Source organism: Actinomycetospora chlora, from assembly GCF_039542135.1.
GTDB classification, from domain to species: Bacteria; Actinomycetota; Actinomycetes; order Mycobacteriales; family Pseudonocardiaceae; genus Actinomycetospora; species Actinomycetospora chlora.
This window is the reverse complement of record NZ_BAABHO010000045.1, coordinates 1-21,736: the sequence shown is the minus strand read 5'-3', so window position 1 is coordinate 21,736 and position 21,736 is coordinate 1. Positions and strand designations below refer to the sequence as shown.

The following is a 21,736-nucleotide window of genomic DNA, read 5'->3' as shown; positions in this document are numbered from 1 at the left end:
GACCCCGGTCGGCGGGGGCAGCGGCGTCTAGTGGAGCGCCTCGGACAGGAAGTCGGCGGTCTGGCGCAGCGCCTGCCGGGTCGCGGCCATGTCCTGCAGCGGTCGCAGCGTCACGAAGTCGTGCACGACGCCGAGGTAGCGGGTGGAGGTCACCGGCACCCCGGCCTCGCGCAGCGCCCGGGCGTACGCCTCGCCCTCGTCGCGGACCACGTCGGCCTCCGCGGTGACGACCAGCGCGGGCGGCAGCCCGACCAGGTCCTCCCGACGGGCCCGGGCGGGGGCGAACGCGGGGTCGTCGAGGTCGCGCGGGTGGCCGGTGTACTGCTGCCAGTACCAGCGCGCGGCCCGCGACGGCAGCACCGAGATGTCGGCGAACGCACGGTGCGACGCCGTGTCGCAGCGCGGCTCGAGCCACGGGTAGAGCAGCACCTGGGCCGCGAGCCGCGGCCCGGCCCGGCGCCCGGCCAGCGTGGCGACCGCGGTGGCCAGCGTCGCGCCCGTGCAGTCCCCGGACACCGCGAGGCGGTCCGGGTCGAGCGCGAGGCCCTCGGCGTGCTCGGCGAGCCACAGCAGCGTCGCGTAGACCTCCTCCACGGCGACCGGGAAGCGCGCCTCCGGGACGCGGGTGAACTCCGGCACGACCACGGCCGCCCCGGCGCCCACCGCGAGGCCGCGGATCAGCCGGCCGTGGGTGTCGGCGTCCCCGGTGACCCACCGGCCGCCGTGGAGGTGGACCACGGCCGGGACCGGCCCGTGCCGGTCCTCGGGGCGCACCAGCAGGAAGCCGACCAGGCCGCTCGGTCCGACCGGGGCGGTGTGGAAGTCGACCTTCACCCCCGGTCCGCCGACGAGGTCGTCCTGCAGCTCCCGCAGCGCCTCGCGCCCGTCCTGGGCGCCGAGCTGGTGCAGCTGCGGCGGGCCCGCGAGCGCGCGGACGAGCCGCGCGCACGCCGGGTCGAGCACGACGCGCGCGTCGTCCCCGCCCCCTGCGGGCGTGCCTGCCGGTGTCACGTGACTCCTCGGACCCTCGAGCTGACGGCCTCGTCCGCCACGCTATCGGGCCGTCCGACCACCGACCAACGACCGTGCCGCAGACCGGTCGAACGACCGATGCCGGGCGGAACGGCTGGTCAGGGGGTGTGGATCCGGGCGGCGAGCTGGTGGCGTCCGGTGATCCCCAGCTTCGCGTAGGCGTGGTGCAGGTGGGAGCCGACCGTGCGCGGGGAGAGGAACAGGCGCTGCCCGATCTCCCGGTTGCGCAGGCCCTCCGCCGCGAGCGCCACGACCTCGCGCTGCTGGGGGGTCAGCTCCGCGAGCAGGTCCGTACCGGCCGGCGTCCCCGCGTCGGCCCCGTGGTCGGTGCTGCCCGCGGCCCGCAGCTCGGCCCGCACCCGGGTGGCCGGGGCGTGCGCGCCGAGGGTCTCGAACGCGTCCAGCGACGCGGCCAGCATCTCGCGCGCCTCGAGGCCGCGCCGGCGGCGGCGCAGCCACTCGCCGTAGTGCAGCCGCGCCATCGCCCGCTCGACCGGCCAGTCGTCGCCCGTGGGGTCGGCCAGGGCGAGACGGAAGGCGTGCTCGCTCTGCTGGTCGGGGCCGAGCAGGGCGTCGGCGTGGTGCAGCAGCATCCGCATGCGGGCCGACGTCCGGGGGGCCGCCGCGGCGCGCACCCGCTCCACCACCGCGGCCGCCCCGGCCCGTTCGGCGGGCTCGGTCGCCGCGCTCGCCAGCATCGCGACCACCCGGGCCGAGAACACCGGGTGGCGGGGCTCCCCGTCGCCGGTGAACGCCCCGCGCAGCAGCCGGTAGGCCCGCGGGTGGTCGCCCGCGACGGTGGCGGTGACCGCCGCGGCCGTCCGGATCCGCAGCTCGAGCACGAGGTTGTCCGCGAGGTCGACCCGCCCGCGAACCTCGTCGAGGGCGGCGCGGGCGGCATCCGCGTCACCGCGCAGCGCCAGCAGGATCGCCCGGGGCGAGGCCACCTCGACCGCCACGCGGTGCAGTCCCTGGGCGTCGGCGAGCGGGCGCCACCGCTCGATCACCCGGTCGGCCTCGGCCCACCGCCCGTGGTCGACCAGCAGGTTGGCCAGCACGGCGGCGCCGAAGCCGGCCGGCCCCTCGTGGTGCATCCCGTCGTGGGCGCGGCCGAGGAGCTCGACGGCCCGGCGGACGTCGTCGGCGCGGTCGGCAAGCAGGCCGAGGTTCTGCAGGTCGTCCGCGGGCGCCCCCGGCCCCGCGCGGCCCGCCTCCAGGGCCTCGCGCAGCGCCGCCGCCGCGCCGACCCGGTCGACGCACAACGACGCCCGCGCCCACATCAGGTCCGCCGGCGCGTCGGCCGTCTCGCGGACCCGGCGCACCGCGTCGGGCAGGGCGGGCCGGCGCAGGAACGCGGCGGCGGCCTCGTGGTGCTCGGCCAGCCCGGAGAAGTCCGCCGTGACACGGAGGAACGACGCCAGGAGCACGGCGCCTGCGTCGTCGACGCCGTCGGCGAGCGGGACCACGTCCTGCAGCGCGCGCAGGGCCTCCCGCTGCCGGCCGCGCAACATGGACGCCGCCGCGTGCCGCAGGGTGGCCCACGTGCGGGTGACCGGGTCGCCGGTCAGCTCCAGGAGCTCCCGGTGCTGCTCGGCGACGGCGTCGAGGTCGCCGCCGGCGTAGGCGGACCGCAGGGCCCGGTGGCGTCGCGGCACGCGCCGCGCGAGGTCCGGGGAGCACGCGGAGGCCCGGTCCCAGGCCCGCGTCGCGGCGGCGAAGTCCCCGGCCGCCTCGGCGCGCTCCGCGGTGGCGACCAGGGCCGCGGCGACGGCCTCGTCGCTGCCGGCGCAGGCGTGGGCCCGCTGCCAGGCCGCCCGGTCGGCGTCGGTGTCCGCCGACGCCAGCGCGAGGTGGGCCCGCCGTCGCTCCTCGGCGCTCGCGACGGCGTACGCCGCCGCCCGGGTCAGCGGGTGGCGGAACCGGACCCCGGCACCCTCGACGCTGACCAGCCCGGCCGCCTCGGCGGGGGCCCAGGCCTCCAGACCGGCGGCCTCCTGCGCCGCGCGCGCGATCACCGCGAGGGGCTGGCCCTCGGCCGCGGCGGCGTGCAGCAGCAGCCGGGCACCCACCGGACCGAGGGCGCGCACGGGGGCGGCGAAGGCCGCCTCCACCGCCCGGGAGAGCCGCACCGGCCGTGCCGAGCCCGCCGCCGCGAGCTCCCGCAGGGCGAGCGGGTTGCCCGCCGCCGCGTTGACGACCTCCCGCCGGGTCCGGGCGTCGAGCGCCGCCACCAGCGTGTCCACCAGCGCCTCGGCCGCGGGCCGGTCGAGCGGTGGCACCACGAGCGTCGGCAGCGCGGCGTCGGTCGGCAGCGGCCGCTCCTCGCCGCGCCCGGCGAGCACGACGGCCAGACCGTCGCGCCGCCGGATGCGGCGTGCGACGAACACGAGGACGTAGAGCGAGGCCAGGTCGAGCCGGTCGGAGTCGTCCACGACGACGAGCGTCGGACGCCGCCGGGCGAGCCGGAGGAGGTGGCGCAGGACGGCGAACGAGGAGGCCGCGGGCGGCGGGTCGCCCGCCCCGACGGGGTCGAGCACCGCGGCCAGCGCACGGCGCTCCTCCTCCGGGCCGCCGTCGTCGGGGTCGTCGAGGGACGGGCGCAGCAGCTGCGAGAGCGCCGCCCACGGGACGTCGGCCTCCGCGCGGCAGCCGTCGCCGCGCAGCACGCGCACGCCCCGTCGGGCCGCCGACCCGGCCGCGGCGTCGAGCAGGGTCGTCTTGCCGATCCCCGCGTCGCCGACCACCACGAGCGCGGCGCCGAGGTCGGCGCGCGCCCCGTCGCGCCCGAGCGCGACGTCGTCGACCAGCTCGGCGAGGGTGGCCAGCTCGGTCTCCCGGCCGAACGGTCCGGTCGTGGTCACCCGCGGCCCCCGGCGGGCCGCGCGGCGGCGTCCACGCGCGCGGTGCTGGCCCGCAGCACGAGCTCGGCGGGCGCGGGCACCGTCCGGAACCCGCCGGCGTCGCGGTCGAGCGCGAGCTCCATCGCGGTCCGGCCCATGGCCTCGAGGTCGAGCCGGACGGTGGACACCGGCGGCGAGAGGCGGCGCATCGTCGGGATGTCGTTGAAGCCGACGACCGAGAGGTCGTCCGGGACGGTGACCCCGCGCGCGGCGAGCTCCTCCAGCGCGCCGAGGGCCATGACGTCGCTGACGCAGAACAGGGCCGTGGCGCCGGACCCGCCGTCGAGCAGCTCGCGGGCCGCGGCGCGTCCGCCGTCCTCGCTGAAGGGCCGGTCGACGACCTCGATCGCCGCGGACGGGACCCCGCAGGCCTCGACGGCCCGCACGAACCCACCGATGCGGTGGCGCACGGTGGTCAGGGACGACGGCCCGCCGGCCACGGCCAGGCGCCGGTGCCCCAGCTCGACCAGGGCGCGCCCGACCGCCGCCGCGCCCTCGCCGTTGCCCGGCAGGACGACGTGGCCCGGCAGGTCGTGCTCGCTGACGAACGCGTAGCCGCCGCCCGCGCGGCGGTGCCCGGCCAGCTCCTCGCCCATCGCTTCGCGGTAACCGTCGTCCTCGAACCCGCTGCCGGTCAGGACCACGGCGTCGACGCGCTGGGCGCGGAAGGTGCGGACGAACTCGAGCTCGCGCTCCGGCGACCGGAAGGTGCTGCCCACCATCACCAGCGCGCCGCGGTCGCCGGCCACCGCCATCGCGCCCCGGGCGATGCCGGCGAAGTAGGGGTCGGTGATGTCGTGCAGGACCAGCCCGACGGTGGTGGTGGTCCCGCCCGCGAGCGCCCGGGCGTGCGCGTTGGGCACGTACCGCAGGTCGTCGGCCGCCCGGAGGATCCGCTCGCGGAGCTCGACACGCACCGCCCGCTGCCCTCCGGGATTGAGTGCGCGGGACGCCGTGGCCAGCGAGACCCCGGCGGCGCGCGCGACGTCGGCCAGGGTCGCTGGCCCGTCCCGCCGGATCCGCACCCCGCCACCTCCACGCCGGACCCTAGGGCTCCGCGGGCCTGCTGGAAAGCGCTTTCCGCGGTGATCCTGGTCAGGGATGGGCCGCGGGCGGGTATCCATGGCGCGAAGCGGGGGTCGGGGGAGGAGGCGCGGTGGGGATCTCGCGGCGGATCGACGCCTTCCAACGCCGGCACCGGTGGGCCGGTCTGCCGGTGGCCGTGGTCTACAAGTTCCTCGACGACCAGGGCACCTACCTCGCCGCCCTGCTGACCTACTACGGCTTCGTCTCGCTCTTCCCGCTGCTGCTGCTCGGGGTCACCGTGCTCGGCTACGTGCTGCACGGCGACCCGGGCGCGCAGCAGGCGGTGGTGTCGTCGGCGCTGCGCAACGTGCCGGTGATCGGCGACCAGATCCGCGACAACGTGCACACCCTCGGGGGCAGCGTCACCGGGCTCGTCGTCGGCGTGGTCGTGGCGATCTACGGCGCCCTCGGCGTCACCCACGCCGCCCAGCACGCGCTCGACGAGGTGTGGGCCGTGCCGAAGGCCGAGCGCGCGAGCATCGGCGTGGCCTACGGCAAGGGCGTGCTCGTCGTGCTGCTGGTGGGCTGCGGCGTGGTGCTCACCGCCGCGCTCTCCGGGCTGGCCACCGCCGCCGGGGAGACCACCGGCCTCGGCGCCCTCGGCCGCAGCGTCGCCACCGTGGCCGGCGTCGTGGTCAACACCGTGCTGTTCCTGCTGGCCTACCACCTGCTGCCCGCCCGTGCGGGCCACGTGCGCGACCGTCTCGTCGCGGCCGTGACGGCCGGCGTGGCCTGGCAGGGTCTGCTCTCGATCGGCACCTGGCTGGTCGGGACGCGGCTGGCGGGCGCGAGCGCGACCTACGGCTTCTTCGGCATCGTCCTGGGCCTGCTGGCCTGGCTCTACCTCGCGTCCTCGGTGTTCGTGCTCTGCGCGGAGCTCGACAGCGTCCTCGCGCGGCACCTGCACCCGCGCAGCCTGTTCAGCATGTACCCCGACGACCTCGACACCACGGTGGCCGACCGCCGCGCCTACGCCTCCTACGCGGAGTCCGAGCGGCAGAAGGACAACCAGTCGGTCGACGTCACGTTCGACGACGAGCCGGGGGAGCTGCCGCGTCCGCGGGAGCCGCAGGATCCACGGCCGCCGGACCGCGCGCGCTCCGAGTGATCGCCCGGCGGCGCGCCACCCCCGCCGTCACGATCACGCCCAGCTCGAGCACGGGCGTCGGGAAGCCCGTGAGCAGGTTCAGCCCGAGGTCGGCGACCGGCGCGAGGACCCCGGCGGCGAGCAGCGGCGTGCCGGCGCGGGGGAGCCGCCGCGTGCGGCGGCCCACCGGCGTCCGCGGCCACGGCTTCGCGATCGAGAGCCAGGCCTGGAACGCCACGGCCCCGGCCATCGCCGCCGCGCCGAGCACCTGCGCGAGCGGGGCGGGTGCCGCGTCGCGCGCGAGGGCGTCGAGCACCGGCGAGAGCACGGCGATCCCGAGGTAGAGCTGTCCGAGGGTGATCGCGGCCTTCGCCAGCACCCACCAGTGGTGCACGAGGCCCCACGGCGTCGCCCAGGCGAGCACGAACCCGGTGGTCGCCGAGGCGTTGGCCGCCGCGGCGAGCAGGGCGGTGTCGAGGTGGTGGGCCATCGTCACCGCGGCCGGGACGGCGGCGGGGTCGGTGCGGGAGAGCCCGAGCAGGACCGCGAGGGCGGCGGCCGTGCTCATCCACGTCACGGAACTGGTCACGTGCAGCCACACGAGCAGGTGGCGCCAGGTCGTCACGGCGCCCAGCGTCACGGGGACCGGCCGCCGGGGGCCTCCGGGACGACCCCGGCCTCGTGGTCGGGGTCGCCGTACGCACGACGGCCCGCGTCCCCTCGGTGGGGGCGCGGGCCGGTGTCGGTGCTGCGGCGTCGGGCGGGTCAGGCCTGCTTGACGGCGGAGACGTCGAACTCGAGGCCGACCTTCTCCGAGACGAGCACGCCGCCGGTCTCCAGGGCGGCGTTGAACGTGATGCCCCAGTCCTTGCGGTTGATCGTGGTGGCGCCCTCGAAGCCGGCGCGGACGTTGCCGAACGGGTCCTTGGCCAGGCCGGTGAACTCGAAGGGCACGGTGACCGACTTGGTGACGTCGCGGATCGTCAGGTCGCCGGTGATGTTGTAGGTGTCGCCGTCCCGCTCGACCGAGGTGGAGCGGAAGGTGATCTCCGGGTAGACGTTCACGGCGAGGAAGTCGTCGCCCTGGACGTGCCCGTCCCGCTGCTCCTGGCCGGTGTTCAGGCTGTTGGCGGCGATGATGATCTCGACGCCCGAGCGGCTCGGGTCCTCGCCGATCGTGGCGGTGCCGCGGAACTCGCCGAACGAGCCACGGACCTTGGTGACCATCGCGTGCCGGGCGGTGAAGCCGATGCGCGTGTGGGCGGGGTCGATCTGGTACGAGCCCGCGAGCTCGAGGGTCGGCGCAGCGGTCTCGGTCATGTCGTCCTCCGTGGGACTTGAAGCATCAACTGTCATGGCAGAGCCTAGCACTCACAGTTGAGACGTCAACTTTCAGGGTGTGCTGTGAGCGGGGTCTCGCGGGCGGGAGGCGTCAGAGCAGGTCGTCGTCGTCCCCGACGACGACCGGGCCCGACCAGCGGGCCGCGAGGTCCGCCGCGAACGTCTCGGCCCCCGGGCCGAGGACGCGGACGACGAGGCGCCCACCGGCGAGGCCGGAGGCGCTGGTGGCGAAGCGGGCGAGCGCGGCCGGCTCCCACGACGCGGCGGGCACGGTCACGACGACCCGCGCCGACGACGTGGCCAGCAGGACGGCGAGCGCCTGGGCGGTCGCCGGCCAGTGCCGGCGGGCCGGGGCGGCGGCGGGCGCGGCGGGGACGACGAGCACCCGGGCGCCCTCGGCCTCGGCGGTGCGGGCGTCGGCGAGCATCGCGTCGAGGTCGCGCGACCCGCCCGCGGGCTTGGTGACGCCGTGGTCGACGCGGTCGAGGTGGACGACGCGGGTGGTGCTGACGGTCATCGCGGCGGGCGTCATGGCGGCGGGCTCCTGGGGTGGTCACCGGTTCCGGGGCGCCGGGCGGCGCGGCCGGACGGACGCGGGAGCGCCGGGACCTCCGGGAGGGGCCGACGCTCAGGCGTCGCGGCGACAGAACTCGTCGTAGGCGTCGGGGCGACGGCTCGGCCAGAACCGCTCGAGCGTCTCCCCGGACATGCGCGCGAGTCTGCCCCCGGCCCGGGAGGTCGACAAGCGTTACCTTCGCCTCATGGCCGACCTCAAGCCCCGCAGTCGCGACGTCACCGACGGGATGGAGCGGGCCGCGGCCCGCGGGATGCTGCGCGCGGTCGGGATGCGCGACGACGACTTCGCCAAGCCCCAGATCGGGATCGCGTCGTCGTGGAACGAGATCACGCCGTGCAACCTGTCGCTGGACCGCCTGGCCACGGCGTCCAAGGAGGGCGTGCACCGCGCCGGGGGCTTCCCGATGGAGTTCGGCACCATCTCGGTGTCCGACGGGATCTCCATGGGCCACGAGGGCATGCACTACTCGCTGGTCAGCCGCGAGATCATCGCCGACTCCGTGGAGACGGTGGTGTCCGCCGAGCGTCTCGACGGCACGGTCACGCTCGCCGGCTGCGACAAGTCCCTGCCCGGCATGCTCATGGCCGCGGCGCGCCTCGACCTCGCCTCGGTCTTCCTCTACGCGGGCTCGATCATGCCGGGCACGGTGGACGGCAAGGAGGTGTCGATCATCGACGCCTTCGAGGCCGTCGGCGCGTGCGCGCGCGGGCTGATCAGCCGCGAGAAGGTCGACGAGATCGAGCGCGCCATCTGCCCCGGCGAGGGCGCCTGCGGCGGCATGTACACCGCGAACACCATGGCCTGCGCCGCGGAGGCGATGGGCATGGCCCTGCCCGGCTCGTCGTCGCCGCCCTCGGCCGACCGGCGCCGCGACGGCTTCGCCCGCGCGTCCGGCGAGGCCGTCGTCGGGATGCTCTCCCGCGGCCACACCGCCCGCGACGTCATGACGCGCGAGGCGTTCGAGAACGCCATCGCGATCATCATGGCCTTCGGCGGCTCGACCAACGCCGTGCTGCACCTGCTGGCGATCGCCCGCGAGGCGGACGTCGAGCTCGACCTCGACGACTTCAACCGCATCGGCGACAAGGTCCCCCACCTCGCCGACGTCAAGCCGTTCGGCCGCTGGATGATGAACACCGTCGACCGCGTCGGCGGCGTGCCGGTGGTCATGAAGGCCCTGCTCGACGCCGGGCTCGTGCACGGCGACTGCCTCACCGTCACCGGGAAGACCGTCGCGGAGAACCTCGAGGAGCTGCGCCCGGAGGGCCTCGACGGCGACATCCTGCGGCCGCTGTCCAACCCCATCCACCCCACCGGCGGACTGACGATCCTGCGCGGCTCGCTCGCCCCCGACGGCGCCGTCGTGAAGTCCGCGGGCTTCGACACCGCCTCGTTCGAGGGCACCGCGCGCGTCTTCGACGGCGAGCAGGGCGCCATGGAGGCCGTCGAGTCGTCCGGCCCGGACGGGCTGCAGCCCGGCGACGTCGTCGTCATCCGCAACGAGGGCCCGCGCGGCGGCCCGGGGATGCGCGAGATGCTCGCCGTCACCGGCGCGATCAAGGGCGCCGGCCTGGGCAAGGACGTCCTGCTGCTCACCGACGGGCGCTTCTCCGGTGGCACGACGGGCCTCTGCGTCGGGCACGTGGCGCCCGAGGCCGACCACGGCGGCCCGATCGCCTTCGTCCGCGACGGCGACCGCATCCGGCTCGACCTGGCCGCCCGCACGCTGGACCTGCTGATCTCCGACGAGGAGCTGGCCTCCCGGCGCGAGGGCTGGACGGCGCCGCCGCCCAAGCACCGTACGGGCGTGCTCGGCAAGTACGCGCGCCTGGTCGGGTCGGCGGCGCAGGGTGCCGTCGTCGGCTTTGACTGAGCTGCACCGGGCCCCCTTCGCCGAGCTCTCCGTCGACGACCTCCACGACGTCCTCGCGCTCCGCGTGCGGGTGTTCGTCGTCGAGCAGGCGTGCGCCTACCAGGAGATCGACGGGCTCGACCGCGCCGCGGAGCACGTCTGGACGCGCGGGCCGGACGGCGAGGTCGCGGCGTACCTGCGGGTGCTGGCGGAGGGGGACGCGGTCCGGCTCGGGCGCATCGTCACCGCGCCCGAGCACCGTGGGACCGGGGCGGGGGCGGCGCTGGTGCGGGCCGTGCTCGCCGGGATCGACGCGCCGGTCGTGCTCGGGGCGCAGGTGGCGGCCCGCGGCTTCTACGAGCGCCTCGGCTTCGTGGTCGACGGGCCCGGCTACGACGAGGACGGCATCCCGCACGTGCCCATGCGCCTGTCCTGAGCTTCCTCACAGCCGCCTCTCAGCCACCGGCCGGAGAGTGGACATCGTGGAGATTCTGCTCATCCTGCTCGTCGTCGGCGGCCTGATCGCCCTCGTGCTCACGCGCGGGCGGGGACGCGGGACCACGGCGGGCCACCAGCTCGGGGACGCCGAGGCCGAGGCCCGCCGGTGGTACGACCGCCTGGGCGGGCAGGTGCTCAACCTGACCGGCTCCGACGACCCGTCGAAGCAGGCGCTCGCCGACGCCTCCGAGCGCTACAACGCCGCGGGCTCCCAGCTCGAGCAGGCGACCACGGCCCAGCAGTACCGGCTGGCCGGCGACACCGCGCTCGAGGGCCTCTACTACGTGCGCGCCGCCCGCACGGCGATGGGCATGGACCCCGGTCCCGACCTGCCCGGAACCGCCGAGCGCTCCCGTGCGGGGGCCCTGGACTCCGAGCAGTCGGTCGACGTCGGCGGCCGCCAGGTCACCGGCTCGCCGCAGCCCTCGTCGCGCAACGACCACTACTACCCCGGCGGCATGGTCGGCGGCCGCCCCGTCCCCGCCGGCTGGTACTCCGAGCCGTGGTGGAAGCCGATGCTGCTCGGCGGCGTCGGCGCGGTCGGCGGCATCATGCTGGCCGACGCGCTGTTCTCCGGCTTCGGCGGTGCCGCGGTGGGTGGGGACGTGATGGCCGGCGGGTTCGACGGCGGCATGGATCCGGGCATGGATCCGGGCCTGGACCCCGGCTTCGACGGCGGCTTCGACGGCGGGGGCTTCGACTTCGGCGACTGGTGAGTCAGCGGCCCATCCGCCGCTGCCCGTGCGGGCCGTCGATCACCCACGCCACCAGCGCATCCGCCCCCGGCGGCGCCCCGCCCTGGCCGAAGCGCGCCCGGTGCACGACGCCGTCGTCGCCGGTGACGGTGACCTCGTAGGCGAACCCGTCGGCCACCCCGCTCGGCGCGCCGTCGGTGAGCTCGCACGCGTCGACCAGCCCGGCGAGCTGCGCGCCCGCGTCGGCGTCGAGGGCCGCGGCGTCCACCTCGACGGTGAGGACCATCCCGGCCACCCCGCCGGAGCGGACCACGGTGACCTTCACCGCGGGTCCGCGGGCAGCCGCACCTTCACGGCCTCCCAGCCGCCGCGCACCGCGTCCTGCTGGGCCGAGCCCTCGCCGTACCGCTCGCCCGCGACGGTGACGGTCAGCGCGGCGCAGGCCGCGAAGTCGGCCGTGGGGCGCAGGCGCCCACCGGTGAGGACCTCGTACCAGACCGGACCGACCGTCTCCCACGCCCGACCGCCCAGGGTGCGGGCCGCCTCGGCGAAGGCGCGGTTGGGGATGCCGGAGTTGACGTGGACGCCGCCGTCGTCGTTGCGCGGGTCGTCGTCGGCGGGCAGGTCGACGTAGGCGTCCATGTCCGCCGGCTGGTCGTCGCCCGCGTAGGCCGTGCCCGGCGCGATCATGCTGCGCAGCGCCCGGCCGAGCGACGGCTCGAGGATGCCCTCGCCGATGAGCCACGACGCCGCCCGCGCGTCCTGCCCGCGGGCGCGCTGGGTGACCAGCGCGCCGAAGACGTCGGAGAACGACTCGTTGAGCGCGCCGCTCTGCCCCCGGTAGGCGAGGCCGGCGCTGAACTGCGTCACGCCGTGGGTGAGCTCGTGCGCGATGACGTCGGGCGAGCGGGTGAGCCCGCCGGCGACGAACACGCCGCCCCCGCCGTCGCCGTAGACCATCTGGTCGCCGTTCCAGAACGCGTTGTCGTAGCGCTGCCCGAAGTGCACCGAGGAGACGAGGTCGAGCCCGCGGCCGTCGATCGAGTCGCGCCCGAACACCTCGCGGTAGAACGCGGCGGTGCTCGCCGCGCCGTCGAAGGCCTCGTCGACCGCGGGATCACCGCTCGGTGGGTCGGTGGTGCCGCGCACCCGGCGCCCGGGCAGCGCCGCCTCGTCGCCGCCCGCGACGTCGTAGACCGTGTTGTCCGGCCCGGCGGCCGGCGCCTGCGCCGGGAGGAACGCGACGTCGGCCGGCGAGAGGCCGAACCGGCGCAGCGTCACCGAGAGCGTCGCGCGCCGCGAGCGCAGGGCCGCCGACGTCAGCAGCGTGCGCAGCGCCGCGTCGCGCGCCGCGGCGTCACCGCGCTCGGCGACGGCCAGCAGCAGCGACGGTGGGGCGATCCCGCAACGGCAGCCGATCACGGGGACGAGTCTGCCCGAGACCACCGACACCCCCCGGCGTGCGTCCCGGCGGAGCGATCTCTGGGACACTGGTCGGTGTAGGCGCCGACCCGGCGCCCCTGGGTCGTCAGCGCACCGCGGCAGACGCGGTCCCCTCCCTCCCCGTACGGACGGACGACGCTCGCGGCCCCCACCCCCGTGGAGAGGTCCCCGACATCCCGACGTCCGCACGTCCCCGTTCCGCCGCCCCGGCCGCGTCCTTCACCGACCTCGGCGTCCCCGCCGACGTCGCCGACGCGCTGGCCGCGCGCGGCATCACCGACCCCACCCCCATCCAGCAGGCCGCCATCGGCGACGCCCTCGCCGGCCGCGACGTCCTCGGCCGCGGCCGCACGGGCAGCGGCAAGACGCTCGCCTTCGGGTTGCCGGTGCTCACCCGCCTGGCCGGCGGCCGCACCGTCTCGAAGCGCCCGCGCGGGCTCGTCCTGCTGCCGACGCGCGAGCTCGCCAGCCAGGTCCGCGACGCCCTCGCCCCGCTCGCCGAGGTGCTCGGCCTGCGCCAGACCGTCGTCTACGGCGGCGTCGGCCAGGGCCGCCAGGCCGAGGCGCTGCGCCAGGGCGTCGACCTGCTCATCGCCTGCCCCGGGCGTCTCGAGGACCTCATCGGCCAGGGCCTGGTCGACCTCGACCGCGTCGAGGTCACCGTGCTCGACGAGGCCGACCACATGAGCGACCTCGGCTTCCTGCCCGCCGTGCGCCGCCTGCTGCGGCGCACCCCGCGCGACGGCCAGCGCCTGCTGTTCTCGGCGACGCTCGACGGCGAGGTCGACCGCTTGGTGCGGGAGTTCCTGCACGACCCGGTGACCCACAGCGTCGACGCCGCGTCCGAGCCGGTGCCGGACATGACCCACCACGTCTTCACCGTCGACCCTGCGCACCGGGCGGCCGTGGTCCAGGAGCTGGCCTCCGGCCGCGGACGCAGCATGCTGTTCACCCGCACCAAGCACGCCGCGCGCAAGCTCTCCCGCCAGCTCACCGCGGCCGGGATCCCGGCCACGGAGCTGCACGGCAACCTCTCGCAGCCCGCCCGCGACCGGAACCTCGGCGGCTTCATGGCCGGGGACGTGCGCGTGCTCGTGGCCACCGACATCGCGGCCCGCGGCATCCACGTGGACGACGTCGGGCTGGTCGTCCACGTCGACCCGCCCGCCGAGCACAAGGCCTACACCCACCGGTCCGGACGCACGGCGCGCGCCGGGTCGGCCGGCGACGTGGTGACGCTCGCGGCGCCCGCCGAGCGCGGCGAGGTCGCGTCGATGACGCGCAAGGCCGGCATCAAGGCCCGCACCGTCGACGTGGCGCCGGGCGCGCCCGCGATCACGGCGCTCGTCGGCGAGCCGGCGCCCCGCGTCGACCCCGCCGACGGTCCGGAGTCCGCGTCGCGCAAGCCGGCGCCGCAGCCGGCGGGCGGCGGGCGGTCCTCGCGGTCGGGCTCGCCCTCGCGCTCGGGTGGCTCGGCGGGGGGATCGGGGGGTTCGGGCGGGTCGGGTGGCTCGGGTGGCTCCGGGCGGTCGCGCTCGGGCGGCGCCCGGCGCCGCGGCGGGCGCAGCGGCGCCGGCCGTGACGGGTCGGCGGCCACGCCCGTGGCCCCGGCGCGTCAGCGCTCCGAGTCGTCGGGACGCCCGCAGGCCGCGTCCCAGCACTCGGCGGCGGCGCACTCGGCGCGGTCCGGAGCCGGTCGCCGTCGGAGTCGCTGACCGATTCCTCACCCTCCGTAGCTGATTGCTAGGCCGAACGAGGGTCGTTGCTTGCTGTACGCGGTCGTAGGCCGCAACGCTGCGTCTACGCGCACCGCCGTGCGCGGGTCCGTCCCTCGCACCTCGGAGGCCGTCGATGGGCGACACCTGGGGCATCCCCGGCCCGGTATTCCTCGGGATCTTCGTCCTTCTGCTGATCCTGGCGGGTCTCGTGGCGCCGTTCGCGCTGCGTCGTCTCGACCGCCGGGCCGCCGCCGCCCACGGTGAGGCGCCGGCGCTCGACGCGGGCGTCGAGGAGCTGGCCCTCGTGGCGGGCGGACCCGGGCGCGCGGTGGACGTCGCGATCGCCCGTCTCGTCGAGGCGGGCGTCCTGCGGGTCTCGCACGACCGGCTGCTCGCCCCGACGGGGCGTCCACCCGTGGGCGAGCTCGACGAGGCCGTCGTCGACCTGGTCACCACCCACCCGACCGCGAGCTCGGCGGGCTTCGTCTCCGCGCGGCTGCGCGGCGACCCGGCGGTGCGCGACCTCGAGGCGGCCGCCCGCCGGCGCGGGCTGCTCCACGACCCCGACGCGGTGGCGCGGGCCAAGAGGGCCGCGCTGATCGCGTTCGGGCTCGTCGAGCTGCTCGGCGTCGTCCGGCTCGCGGCCGGCGTCGCCCGCGGGGCGTCGGTGACGTTCCTCGTGGTCTTCCTCGTCGTGGCGGCGTGCCTGCCGCTCGCGGTCGCGCTCATCCCGACCCGACGCGTCACGCGTCGGGGCCGCGCGACGCTGGAGGCGGCCCGCGCCAGGCGGTTCGCGGTGCCCGTGGGTGCCGGCGGCGTCGCCCGCGGACCGGTCATGGCCGGCGCCCTCGGCGTCGCGGGGCTCGTCGCGCTCGGCGGGCTCGCGATGTACCCCGACCCCGAGCTCTCGGCCCTGCTCGCCGCGCCCGTGATCACCGGAGGCGGTGGCGGCGGGTGGGACGGCGGGTCGTCGTGCTCGTCGTCGTCCTGCTCCTCGGGCTCGTCCTGCGGCGGCGGGGGCGGCTGCGGTGGCGGGGGTGGGTGCGGCGGATGACGCCCGTCCCCGAGGGTCCGTCCGGTGTCGGCATCGGCTGGCGCCGCGAGATCGACCTGACCGTCGAGCGGCTGCCCGGCGTCGACTTCGTCGAGGTCGTCGCCGAGGACCTGCACCCCGACGCGCTGCCGGCGTCGCTGCAGACCCTGCGGGGGCGCGGGCTGCCGGTGCTGCCGCACGCGGTGTCGTGCTCGCTCGGGGGCGCGGAGCCGCTGCGGGTCGACCGGGTCGAGCACCTCGCGGCCGTCGCCGACGCGCTGGGCGCGCCGATGGCCAGCGACCACGTCTGCTTCGTGCGCGCGGGCGGGCTGGAATCGGGTCACCTGCTGCCGGTGCCCCGCACCCGCGAGGCACTGGGGGTGCTCGTCGACAACGTCCGCGCCGCGCAGGCCGTGCTCGGGGTGCCGCTGGCGCTGGAGAACATCGCGCCGCTGCTGGCGTGGCCGGACGCCGAGCTGTCCGAGGGCGCGTTCCTCGCCGAGCTGTGCGACCGGACGGGCGCGTTCCTGCTGCTCGACGTCGCGAACCTGCACGCGAGCGCGGTCAACCTCGGCCAGGACCCGGACGAGGTGCTGGGCGAGCTGCCGCTCGACCGCGTCGTCTACGTGCACGCGGCGGGCGGGGTGGAGCGCGACGGCGTCTACCACGACACCCACGCGCACCCGCTGACCGCGCCGGTCTTCGACCTGCTCGACGCGCTCTGCGCGCGGCGCCGGCCCCCGGCCGTGCTGCTCGAGCGCGACGACCGCTACCCGACCGACGACGAGCTCGCGGCCGAGCTGGCGGCGCTGCGGGCCGTGCACTCGCGGGTGCGGGTGTGAGCCGGTGAGTCGCGAGGAGCTCGCCGCGCGGCAGGCGGCGCTGCTGGCCGCGCTCGTCGCCGACGGCCCGGCGCCGGCGGGGATCGCGCCGGAGCGCCTGGCGCTCGAGGCCGGGGCGCTGCGGGCGAAGCGCCGCCGGGTGCTGGTGCGCCTGCTCCCGCCCGACGTCGCCGAGGCCCTGGGCGCCGACCTCGCGCCGCGCCTCGACGCCTGGATCAGGGGCAACCCCCGCCGGACGGGCACGTCGACGCACGCCGACGCCGACGCGTTCGTCGCGTCCGTCCGCGCCGACGGCACCCTTCCCCGCGCCCGCCGTGGCTGGCGCGGCCTGCGAGCAACGGGGCGTTCCTGGCACTGAGCGCCAGGATCGCCACATGCTCGCGACACGACACGCCGAGGGGGCGGGGCGCGTGAGGTATCAGCGTGGCGTCCACGCTGACGTCCATCGTCAGGAAATCCACCACGATCACTCGACCCCGGGCACGACGACGCCCGCGGGACCGGGGTGGTCCCGCGGGCGCCAGGGTCGCTGATCAGCGGGTGATCAACGGGGAGTTCGTCCCCCTAGAAGCAGCGAACAGCCCGTTCGCTGCGGTCGGGGGCGGGTCAGGCGGGGGCGGGTCAGGCGGCGGCGCTGCCGGACTCGTCGGAGCCGGCCTGCTCGCCGGTCTCCTCCGCGGACTCCGGGGCGTCCGCGGACGGGACGCCGTCGATGGCGATGCGGCGGGCGCCGGGCTCGGTGGCCTCGGCGTGGGCGCCGGCGACGCGGACGGTCAGCACGCCGGCGTCGTAGGACGCCGTGACCGCGTCGGCCGCGACGTGCCCGGGCAGCCGGAAGATGCGGCGGAAGGAGCCGGTCCGGCTCTCGCGCCAGCCCTCGCCGCTGTTCTCCTCGCGGCGCTCGCCGCGGACGGTGAGGCGGTCGCCGTCGACCTCGACGGTGACGTCCTTCGCGACGTCCACGCCGGGCAGCTCGACGCGCAGGACGGCGTCCTCGCCGTCACGCACGACGTCGGTGGTCGGCGCGAACCAGGCCTGCGGCGCGCGGCTCGTGGCCGGGCGGCGGAACAGGGTCGGGGCGAACGCGAACGGGTCGACGAAACGCGGGCCCCACGGGATCAGGGTGCTCATGGTGAGTCCTCCAGGTGTCGAAGGCGGCCCGGCCTTGCGGGCCTACGACTCATGCAACCTGAGCGGACTCGACTCAATTCCCGCTCGGCGTGTCGCGCTCCGAGGATGCGGCGATCCTGGCGTCCAGCGCCAGCAATGCCCCGTTGCTCGCAACGCCCCTACCGAGCGCGGCCGTCGCGGACGTCGGCGTAGCGGGCCCGGACCTGCTCGGAGATCGAGGTGTCGGTGACGTCCCGGGTGGACTCGCGCGCCACCGTCCAGCCCGGCTCCTCGCCCTGGAGCGCCCAGGCCGCCTGGCGGGCCGCGCCGAGGGCCACGTACTCCTGCGGCGCCAGGACCTCGACGGGCAGGCCCAGGACCTCGGGCGCCAGGGTGGCGACGGCCCGGGACCGCGAGCCCCCGCCGATCAGCAGCGCCCGGCGCGCCGGGACGCCCTGGGCCAGCAGCGCGTCGACGCCGTCGGCGAGGCCGCACAGCATCCCCTCGACGGTGGCGCGGGCCAGGTTCTCGCGCGTCGCGTTGGCCGTGGTCAGCCCGACGTAGCGGCCCTGGGCGTCGGGGCGGTCGGGCGTGCGTTCGCCGTCGAGGTAGGGCAGCAGCACCAGCCCGTCGGCGCCCGGCGCGGCGCCCAGCGCGAGCTCGTCGAACTCCTCGAACTCCACGCCCAGGAGGCCCGCGCCCACCCCGAGCACGCGGGCGGCGTTCAGGGTCGCGATCAGCGGCAGGTAGCCCCCGCGCGCGTCGGCGAACCCGGCGACCAGGCCGGACGCGTCGGTGGTCGGCCGGTCGTGGCCGGTGAACACCGTGCCCGACGTGCCGATCGAGATGACGACCTCGCCCGGCCCCGGCCCGATCGCGAGCGCCGCCCCGGCGTTGTCGCCCGTGCCCGCCGAGATCGCGAGCCCGTCCGGCGTCCGCCCCACGACCTCGCCCGGCGACGCGACCCGCGGCACGTCGAGCCCGCGGCCGAACGCCATCTCGAGCAGGTCGGGCCGGTACTCGCCGGTGACGGTCGACCAGTAGCCGGTCCCCGAGGCGTCGCCGCGGTCGGTGGTCGCGCCGTCCGGGGAGCCGGCGAGGCGCCAGGTCAGCCAGTCGTGCGGCAGCATCACCGACTGCGCGCGCTCGGCGACCTCCGGCTCCGCCCGCGACGTCCAGCGCAGCTTGGTCGCGGTGATGCTCGCGACCGGCACCGTCCCGACGGCCTCCGCCCACGCCTCCGCGCCGCCCAGCTCGTCGATCAGCGCCCGCGCGTCGGGCGCCGAGCGCGTGTCGTTCCACAGCAGGGCGTCGCGCACCGGCTGCCCGTCGGCGTCGAGCAGCACCATGCCGTGCTGCTGGCCCGCGACACCGATCGCGGCGACGTCGTCGGTGCCCACCTCACCGAGCGCCCCGGCCAGCGCGTCCCACCACGCGCGGGGGTCGACCTCCGTCCCCTCGGGGTGCGGCCGGCGGGCCTCCCGCACCACCGTCCCGTCCGACGGGTCGACGACGAGGACCTTGGTGGCCTGGGTCGAGGAGTCGACCCCGGCGACGTACGAAGGCGCCATGGTCGTCACCGTGCCACGGTTAGGGTTCCGCGTCGTGACCACTGGGGGGTTCCGGGAACGGTTCGTGGTCTGCGGCGAGGACATGCTCTCCCTGCGGATGGTCGAGGCGCTCGTCCGGCAGGCGCGGCGGGGGACCACGGACGTCGTCGTGCTCACCACGCCCGGCGGCGCGGTGCTCGACCGGCTCCGCGCGATCCGCGGGGTGGAGGTCGTCGAGGTGGGCGAGCCGGACGACGAGGCGTTCGTCGCCGCGGGCGTCGCCGACGCGACGGCGGTGGCCCTGGTGCACCGCGAGGACGTCGTCAACATCCACCGGGCGCTGCGGGTGCAGGAGCTCGCGCCGGCCACGCGCCTCGTCGTCCGCCTGCACGCGCCGGCGCTCGCCGGACGGATCCGCATGCTGCTGCCGACGGCCACGGTGCTCTCGGTGTCCGCGACGGCCGCGCCGGCGTTCGTCACCGCGGCGGTCGGGGTGACCACCCGCCAGTCCGTCGACCTGCCGGGCTACCCGATGGTCGTCGCCGACCGCGACGGCGTGCGCCCCGAGCGCATCGTCTGCGGCCTGGCGCGCCGCCCCGACGCCGGCGAGCCGGTGCTGCTGCCCTCCGAGGGCGAGACCGACCTGGTGCTCGCCCGGGTCGCGGTGCACCGCGAGGGCCGCATCGTCGGCACCCGCCGCGCGATCTGGCGCCGCGTGCTGACGCGGGCCTACCTGCGCGCGCGGGCGAGCATGACCCGCTCGCTGGCGCAGGCGACGCTCGGCCTCATCGGGCTGCTGGTGCTGGGCACGGTCGCCTTCGCGACGCTCGCCGGCCTGTCGTGGGGCGACGCGGTGTTCCTGACCGTCCTCGACTCCGCCGGCGCCGCCGACCCCGACACCCACGTCACGCCCGTCGCCCGGACCATCCAGGCGCTGGTCACGGTGGTCGGGATCGCGATCATCCCGCTGGTCACCGCCGTCGTCGTCGACGCCGCGGTCAGCGCCCGCTTCGCCGGCACGCCGCAGCGCTCGCGGCCCCGGCGCGGCCACGTCGTCGTGGTCGGGCTGGGCAACGTCGGCGTGCGCGTCGTCGAGCAGCTCCACGAGCGCGGCGTCCCGGTGGTCGCCGTCGACGACGAGGAGGGGCCCGGCGTCACGCAGGTCCGGCGGATGGGCGTGCCGGTGATCGTCGGCGACAGCACCCGCCGCACGACGCTCGACGCGGCGTCGGTCGCCGACTGCCGGGCACTGGTCGCGGTCGGCCGCGACGACGTCGCCAACCTGGAGACGGGGCTGGTCGGGCGCTCGCTGCGCGCCAGGCTGCGCGTCGTGCTGCGCCTGCGCGACGACGACCTCGCCCGACGCGTCGACCGCACGCTCGAGGTGGCCGTCTCGCGCAGCGTCTCCTTCCTGGCCGCGCCCGCCTTCGCCGCGGCGATGCGCGAGCACCAGGTGGTCGCCACCGTCCCCGTCGGGCGCTCGGTGCTCCTGCTCGCCGACGTGCCGATCGGGCGCAGCGCGCTGCTCGCCGGCCTGCCCGCGGGCGTGGCGGAGAGCGCCGGCGAGGTCCGCGTGGTCGGTGTCTACCGCGGCTCGGGCGAGGACGCCGTGCTCGAGTGCCCGCCCCGCCCGCAGCGCCGGCTCAAGGTCGGCGACCGCCTCGTCGTCGCCGCCACCCGCGACGGTCTGGTCGACGTGCACGCCCGCTGCGCGGCCCGCATCGCGGTGTGACCGGGCCGGTCAGTGGACGCACGGCACGGCCGCGGGGGGTGTGGGCGCGGCGGGGGTGGTGGGAGCGGCGGGAGTCGGGGACGGTCCGGTCGCTGCGGGGGCCGGGCCCGACGCCGCCGGCGCCGACCCCGCGATCGTGTCTGCGACGAACCGCTGCACCGCCGCCGGGTCGACCTGCACCGCGTCCCCGTCCTGGGGGGTCCGGTAGCTCGCGTCGACGACGGGGATCGTGTGGAACCCGATCGTCCCGGAGCTGATCGCCGGCAGCTGGGTGGCCAGGCCGAGGACGTCGAACGAGCGGTCGACGGTGACCGCGCGGTCGACGGCGTCGAGCAGCGCGGCGCGCCGGGTGGGGTCGGTCAGCGTGTCCGACGAGAGCACGGTGTGCGCCATGCTCGCGAGGAAGACCTGCTGGCGGCGGGCGCGGTCGAGGTCCCCGCCGGGCAGGCCGTGGCGCTGCCGCACGAAGGCCAGGGCCTGGGCGCCGGAGACCGTCTGCGGACCGGCGGGGAACCGCGCGCCCGAGAACGGGTCGTCGACCGGCGCGTCCAGGCAGACCGGCACCCCGCCGACCGCCTGGCTGATCGCGGCGAACCCGGCGAGGTTCACCGTCACGGCGTGGGTGATGGTCAGCCCGGTCAGGGACTGGACCGCGCCGATCGTCGTCCGCAGGCCCGCCGCCCCGGCCTGGACCGCGAGGTCGCTGCCGGACACCCCGTCCTGCGCGAGGCGGGGCCGGGCGGCGTTCGCGCCGTACGCGTACGCCGAATTGATCTTGTGCTTGCCGTAGCCGTCGGGGAGCTCGACGTAGGAGTCGCGGGGGATGGAGAACCCCGTCGCCGGGCCGCCGTCGCCGGGGACGTGCAGGACGATGAGGGTGTCGGTCTCGTCGCCGCCGGAGTCGTCGGCGCCGGCGTGCAGCGCCGCGAGCTGGTCGCGGGGCAGCGGGTTGCCCAGGCTGTCGGTGCGGGTGTCCAGGCCCACGAGCAGGATGTCCTGGTCGGCGCCGACCGCCGCGCCCGCCGAGTCGGACACGACGTCGACGCGGCTGAGGCCGGCGTCGATGCCCTGGGCCGCGAGCAGGACCCCGCCGCTGACCAGCAGGACGAGCGCCGACGCGACGGCCAGGACGATCAGCAGGACGCGGCGCGGCTCCCCGCGCGGCCCCGGGGGCGGGCCGACCGGCCCGCCGGGCGCGACCCGGGTCGGCGGCGGCCCGGACGGGGGTCGCGCGCGCCCG

The 21,736-nt window shown here is 76.8% G+C and carries 20 protein-coding genes; 9 read left to right on the top strand and 11 right to left on the bottom strand.

Features of this window, described 5'->3' with window-relative positions:
- Positions 1-27 precede the first annotated feature (27 nt).
- From ABD994_RS23205 to ABD994_RS23195, 3 genes are all read right to left on the bottom strand, one after another.
- Entirely contained in the window at positions 28-1,011 is a 984-nt protein-coding gene (locus tag ABD994_RS23205) for an alpha/beta hydrolase (protein ID WP_345420874.1), read from the bottom strand.
- Positions 1,012-1,130: 119 nt separating this feature from the next.
- Positions 1,131-3,893: an AAA family ATPase gene (locus tag ABD994_RS23200; RefSeq protein WP_345420871.1), complete on the bottom strand. Its 2,763-nt coding sequence runs from the start codon at positions 3,891-3,893 to the stop codon at positions 1,131-1,133.
- The gene (locus tag ABD994_RS23195; RefSeq protein ID WP_345420868.1) at positions 3,890-4,957 is read right to left on the bottom strand and encodes a LacI family DNA-binding transcriptional regulator; all 1,068 of its coding nucleotides are present in this window, start codon (positions 4,955-4,957) and stop codon (positions 3,890-3,892) included. Before ABD994_RS23195 ends, ABD994_RS23200 begins: the two co-directional genes overlap by 4 nt.
- 131 nt (positions 4,958-5,088) lie before the next feature.
- Here ABD994_RS23195 and ABD994_RS23190 point away from each other — a divergent pair, with 131 nt between their 5' ends.
- Positions 5,089-6,126: a YihY/virulence factor BrkB family protein gene (locus ABD994_RS23190; protein WP_345420865.1), complete on the top strand. Its 1,038-nt coding sequence runs from the start codon at positions 5,089-5,091 to the stop codon at positions 6,124-6,126.
- Here ABD994_RS23190 and ABD994_RS23185 read toward each other — a convergent pair.
- The 3 genes from ABD994_RS23185 to ABD994_RS23175 form a co-directional block, all read right to left on the bottom strand.
- The gene (locus ABD994_RS23185) at positions 6,041-6,730 is read right to left on the bottom strand and encodes a hypothetical protein (RefSeq protein WP_345420862.1); all 690 of its coding nucleotides are present in this window, start codon (positions 6,728-6,730) and stop codon (positions 6,041-6,043) included. The two genes, ABD994_RS23190 and ABD994_RS23185, sit on opposite strands and share 86 nt — an antisense overlap.
- Before the next feature lie 140 nt (positions 6,731-6,870).
- Positions 6,871-7,425, bottom strand: a complete 555-nt coding sequence (locus ABD994_RS23180) for a YceI family protein (protein WP_345420859.1) — start codon at positions 7,423-7,425, stop codon at positions 6,871-6,873.
- 112 nt (positions 7,426-7,537) lie between these two features.
- Entirely contained in the window at positions 7,538-7,978 is a 441-nt protein-coding gene (locus ABD994_RS23175; RefSeq protein ID WP_345420856.1) for a hypothetical protein, read from the bottom strand.
- Between the two features lie 229 nt (positions 7,979-8,207).
- Here ABD994_RS23175 and ilvD point away from each other — a divergent pair, with 229 nt between their 5' ends.
- Genes ilvD through ABD994_RS23160 form a run of 3 tightly spaced genes read left to right on the top strand, consistent with a single transcriptional unit; the run spans position 8,208 to position 11,089 of the window.
- Complete coding sequence (ilvD, locus tag ABD994_RS23170; RefSeq protein ID WP_345420853.1) at positions 8,208-9,896, top strand: dihydroxy-acid dehydratase; 1,689 nt, start codon at positions 8,208-8,210, stop codon at positions 9,894-9,896.
- On the top strand, positions 9,889-10,311 hold the full coding sequence (locus ABD994_RS23165) for a GNAT family N-acetyltransferase (protein WP_345420850.1): 423 nt from the start codon (positions 9,889-9,891) through the stop codon (positions 10,309-10,311). The genes ilvD and ABD994_RS23165 overlap by 8 nt, the downstream gene beginning before the upstream one ends.
- A 46-nt stretch (positions 10,312-10,357) precedes the next feature.
- A complete protein-coding gene (locus ABD994_RS23160; protein WP_425550111.1) occupies positions 10,358-11,089 on the top strand; it encodes a hypothetical protein in 732 nt (243 codons plus the stop codon).
- A 1-nt stretch (position 11,090) separates the two neighbouring features.
- On the opposite strand, the gene ABD994_RS23155 is transcribed toward ABD994_RS23160, so the two are convergent.
- Together ABD994_RS23155 and ABD994_RS23150 are read right to left on the bottom strand one after the other, a co-directional pair.
- Positions 11,091-11,393, bottom strand: coding sequence for a protealysin inhibitor emfourin (locus tag ABD994_RS23155; RefSeq protein ID WP_345420847.1), 303 nt, complete (start codon positions 11,391-11,393; stop codon positions 11,091-11,093).
- Positions 11,390-12,490: a M4 family metallopeptidase gene (locus ABD994_RS23150; protein ID WP_345420841.1), complete on the bottom strand. Its 1,101-nt coding sequence runs from the start codon at positions 12,488-12,490 to the stop codon at positions 11,390-11,392. The genes ABD994_RS23155 and ABD994_RS23150 overlap by 4 nt, the downstream gene beginning before the upstream one ends.
- 38 nt (positions 12,491-12,528) lie before the next feature.
- On the opposite strand from ABD994_RS23150, the gene ABD994_RS23145 reads away from it, so the two are divergent.
- The 4 genes from ABD994_RS23145 to ABD994_RS23130 all read left to right on the top strand — a co-directional run bounded on the left by ABD994_RS23145 (position 12,529) and on the right by ABD994_RS23130 (position 16,462).
- Positions 12,529-14,226: a DEAD/DEAH box helicase gene (locus tag ABD994_RS23145; RefSeq protein ID WP_345420838.1), complete on the top strand. Its 1,698-nt coding sequence runs from the start codon at positions 12,529-12,531 to the stop codon at positions 14,224-14,226.
- Positions 14,227-14,362: 136 nt separating this feature from the next.
- Positions 14,363-15,283 (top strand): TIGR04222 domain-containing membrane protein, encoded by a 921-nt coding sequence (locus ABD994_RS23140; RefSeq protein ID WP_345420834.1) that lies wholly within the window; start codon positions 14,363-14,365, stop codon positions 15,281-15,283.
- The gene (locus ABD994_RS23135; protein ID WP_345420831.1) at positions 15,280-16,104 is read left to right on the top strand and encodes an MbnB/TglH/ChrH family RiPP precursor modification enzyme; all 825 of its coding nucleotides are present in this window, start codon (positions 15,280-15,282) and stop codon (positions 16,102-16,104) included. The genes ABD994_RS23140 and ABD994_RS23135 overlap by 4 nt, the downstream gene beginning before the upstream one ends.
- Before the next feature lie 4 nt (positions 16,105-16,108).
- Positions 16,109-16,462: an SCO6045 C-terminal-like domain-containing protein gene (locus tag ABD994_RS23130; protein ID WP_345420828.1), complete on the top strand. Its 354-nt coding sequence runs from the start codon at positions 16,109-16,111 to the stop codon at positions 16,460-16,462.
- A 263-nt stretch (positions 16,463-16,725) separates the two neighbouring features.
- Here the strand turns inward: ABD994_RS23130 and ABD994_RS23125 are convergent, their stop codons facing one another.
- Together ABD994_RS23125 and xylB are read right to left on the bottom strand one after the other, a co-directional pair.
- A complete protein-coding gene (locus tag ABD994_RS23125; protein WP_345420825.1) occupies positions 16,726-17,235 on the bottom strand; it encodes an Hsp20/alpha crystallin family protein in 510 nt (169 codons plus the stop codon).
- 158 nt (positions 17,236-17,393) lie between these two features.
- Entirely contained in the window at positions 17,394-18,785 is a 1,392-nt protein-coding gene (gene xylB / locus ABD994_RS23120) for a xylulokinase (protein WP_345420822.1), read from the bottom strand.
- A 34-nt stretch (positions 18,786-18,819) separates the two neighbouring features.
- Between xylB and ABD994_RS23115 the strand changes: the two genes are divergently transcribed.
- A complete protein-coding gene (locus ABD994_RS23115; protein WP_345420818.1) occupies positions 18,820-20,496 on the top strand; it encodes an NAD-binding protein in 1,677 nt (558 codons plus the stop codon).
- 9 nt (positions 20,497-20,505) lie between these two features.
- Here ABD994_RS23115 and ABD994_RS23110 read toward each other — a convergent pair whose 3' ends face one another.
- Entirely contained in the window at positions 20,506-21,624 is a 1,119-nt protein-coding gene (locus ABD994_RS23110) for an LCP family protein (RefSeq protein ID WP_425550113.1), read from the bottom strand.
- Between the last annotated feature and the right edge of the window lie 112 nt (positions 21,625-21,736).

Bases quoted from the DNA above. Each gene is read 5' to 3' on its own strand.
- ABD994_RS23180 (WP_345420859.1), bottom strand. From the start codon at position 7,425: ATGACCGAGACCGCTGCGCCGACCCTCGAGCTCGCGGGCTCGTACCAG.
- ABD994_RS23175 (WP_345420856.1), bottom strand. From the start codon at position 7,978: ATGACGCCCGCCGCGATGACCGTCAGCACCACCCGCGTCGTCCACCTC.
- ilvD (WP_345420853.1), top strand. From the start codon at position 8,208: ATGGCCGACCTCAAGCCCCGCAGTCGCGACGTCACCGACGGGATGGAG.
- ABD994_RS23140 (WP_345420834.1), top strand. From the start codon at position 14,363: ATGGGCGACACCTGGGGCATCCCCGGCCCGGTATTCCTCGGGATCTTC.
- ABD994_RS23135 (WP_345420831.1), top strand. From the start codon at position 15,280: ATGACGCCCGTCCCCGAGGGTCCGTCCGGTGTCGGCATCGGCTGGCGC.
- ABD994_RS23125 (WP_345420825.1), bottom strand. From the start codon at position 17,235: ATGAGCACCCTGATCCCGTGGGGCCCGCGTTTCGTCGACCCGTTCGCG.
- xylB (WP_345420822.1), bottom strand. From the start codon at position 18,785: ATGGCGCCTTCGTACGTCGCCGGGGTCGACTCCTCGACCCAGGCCACC.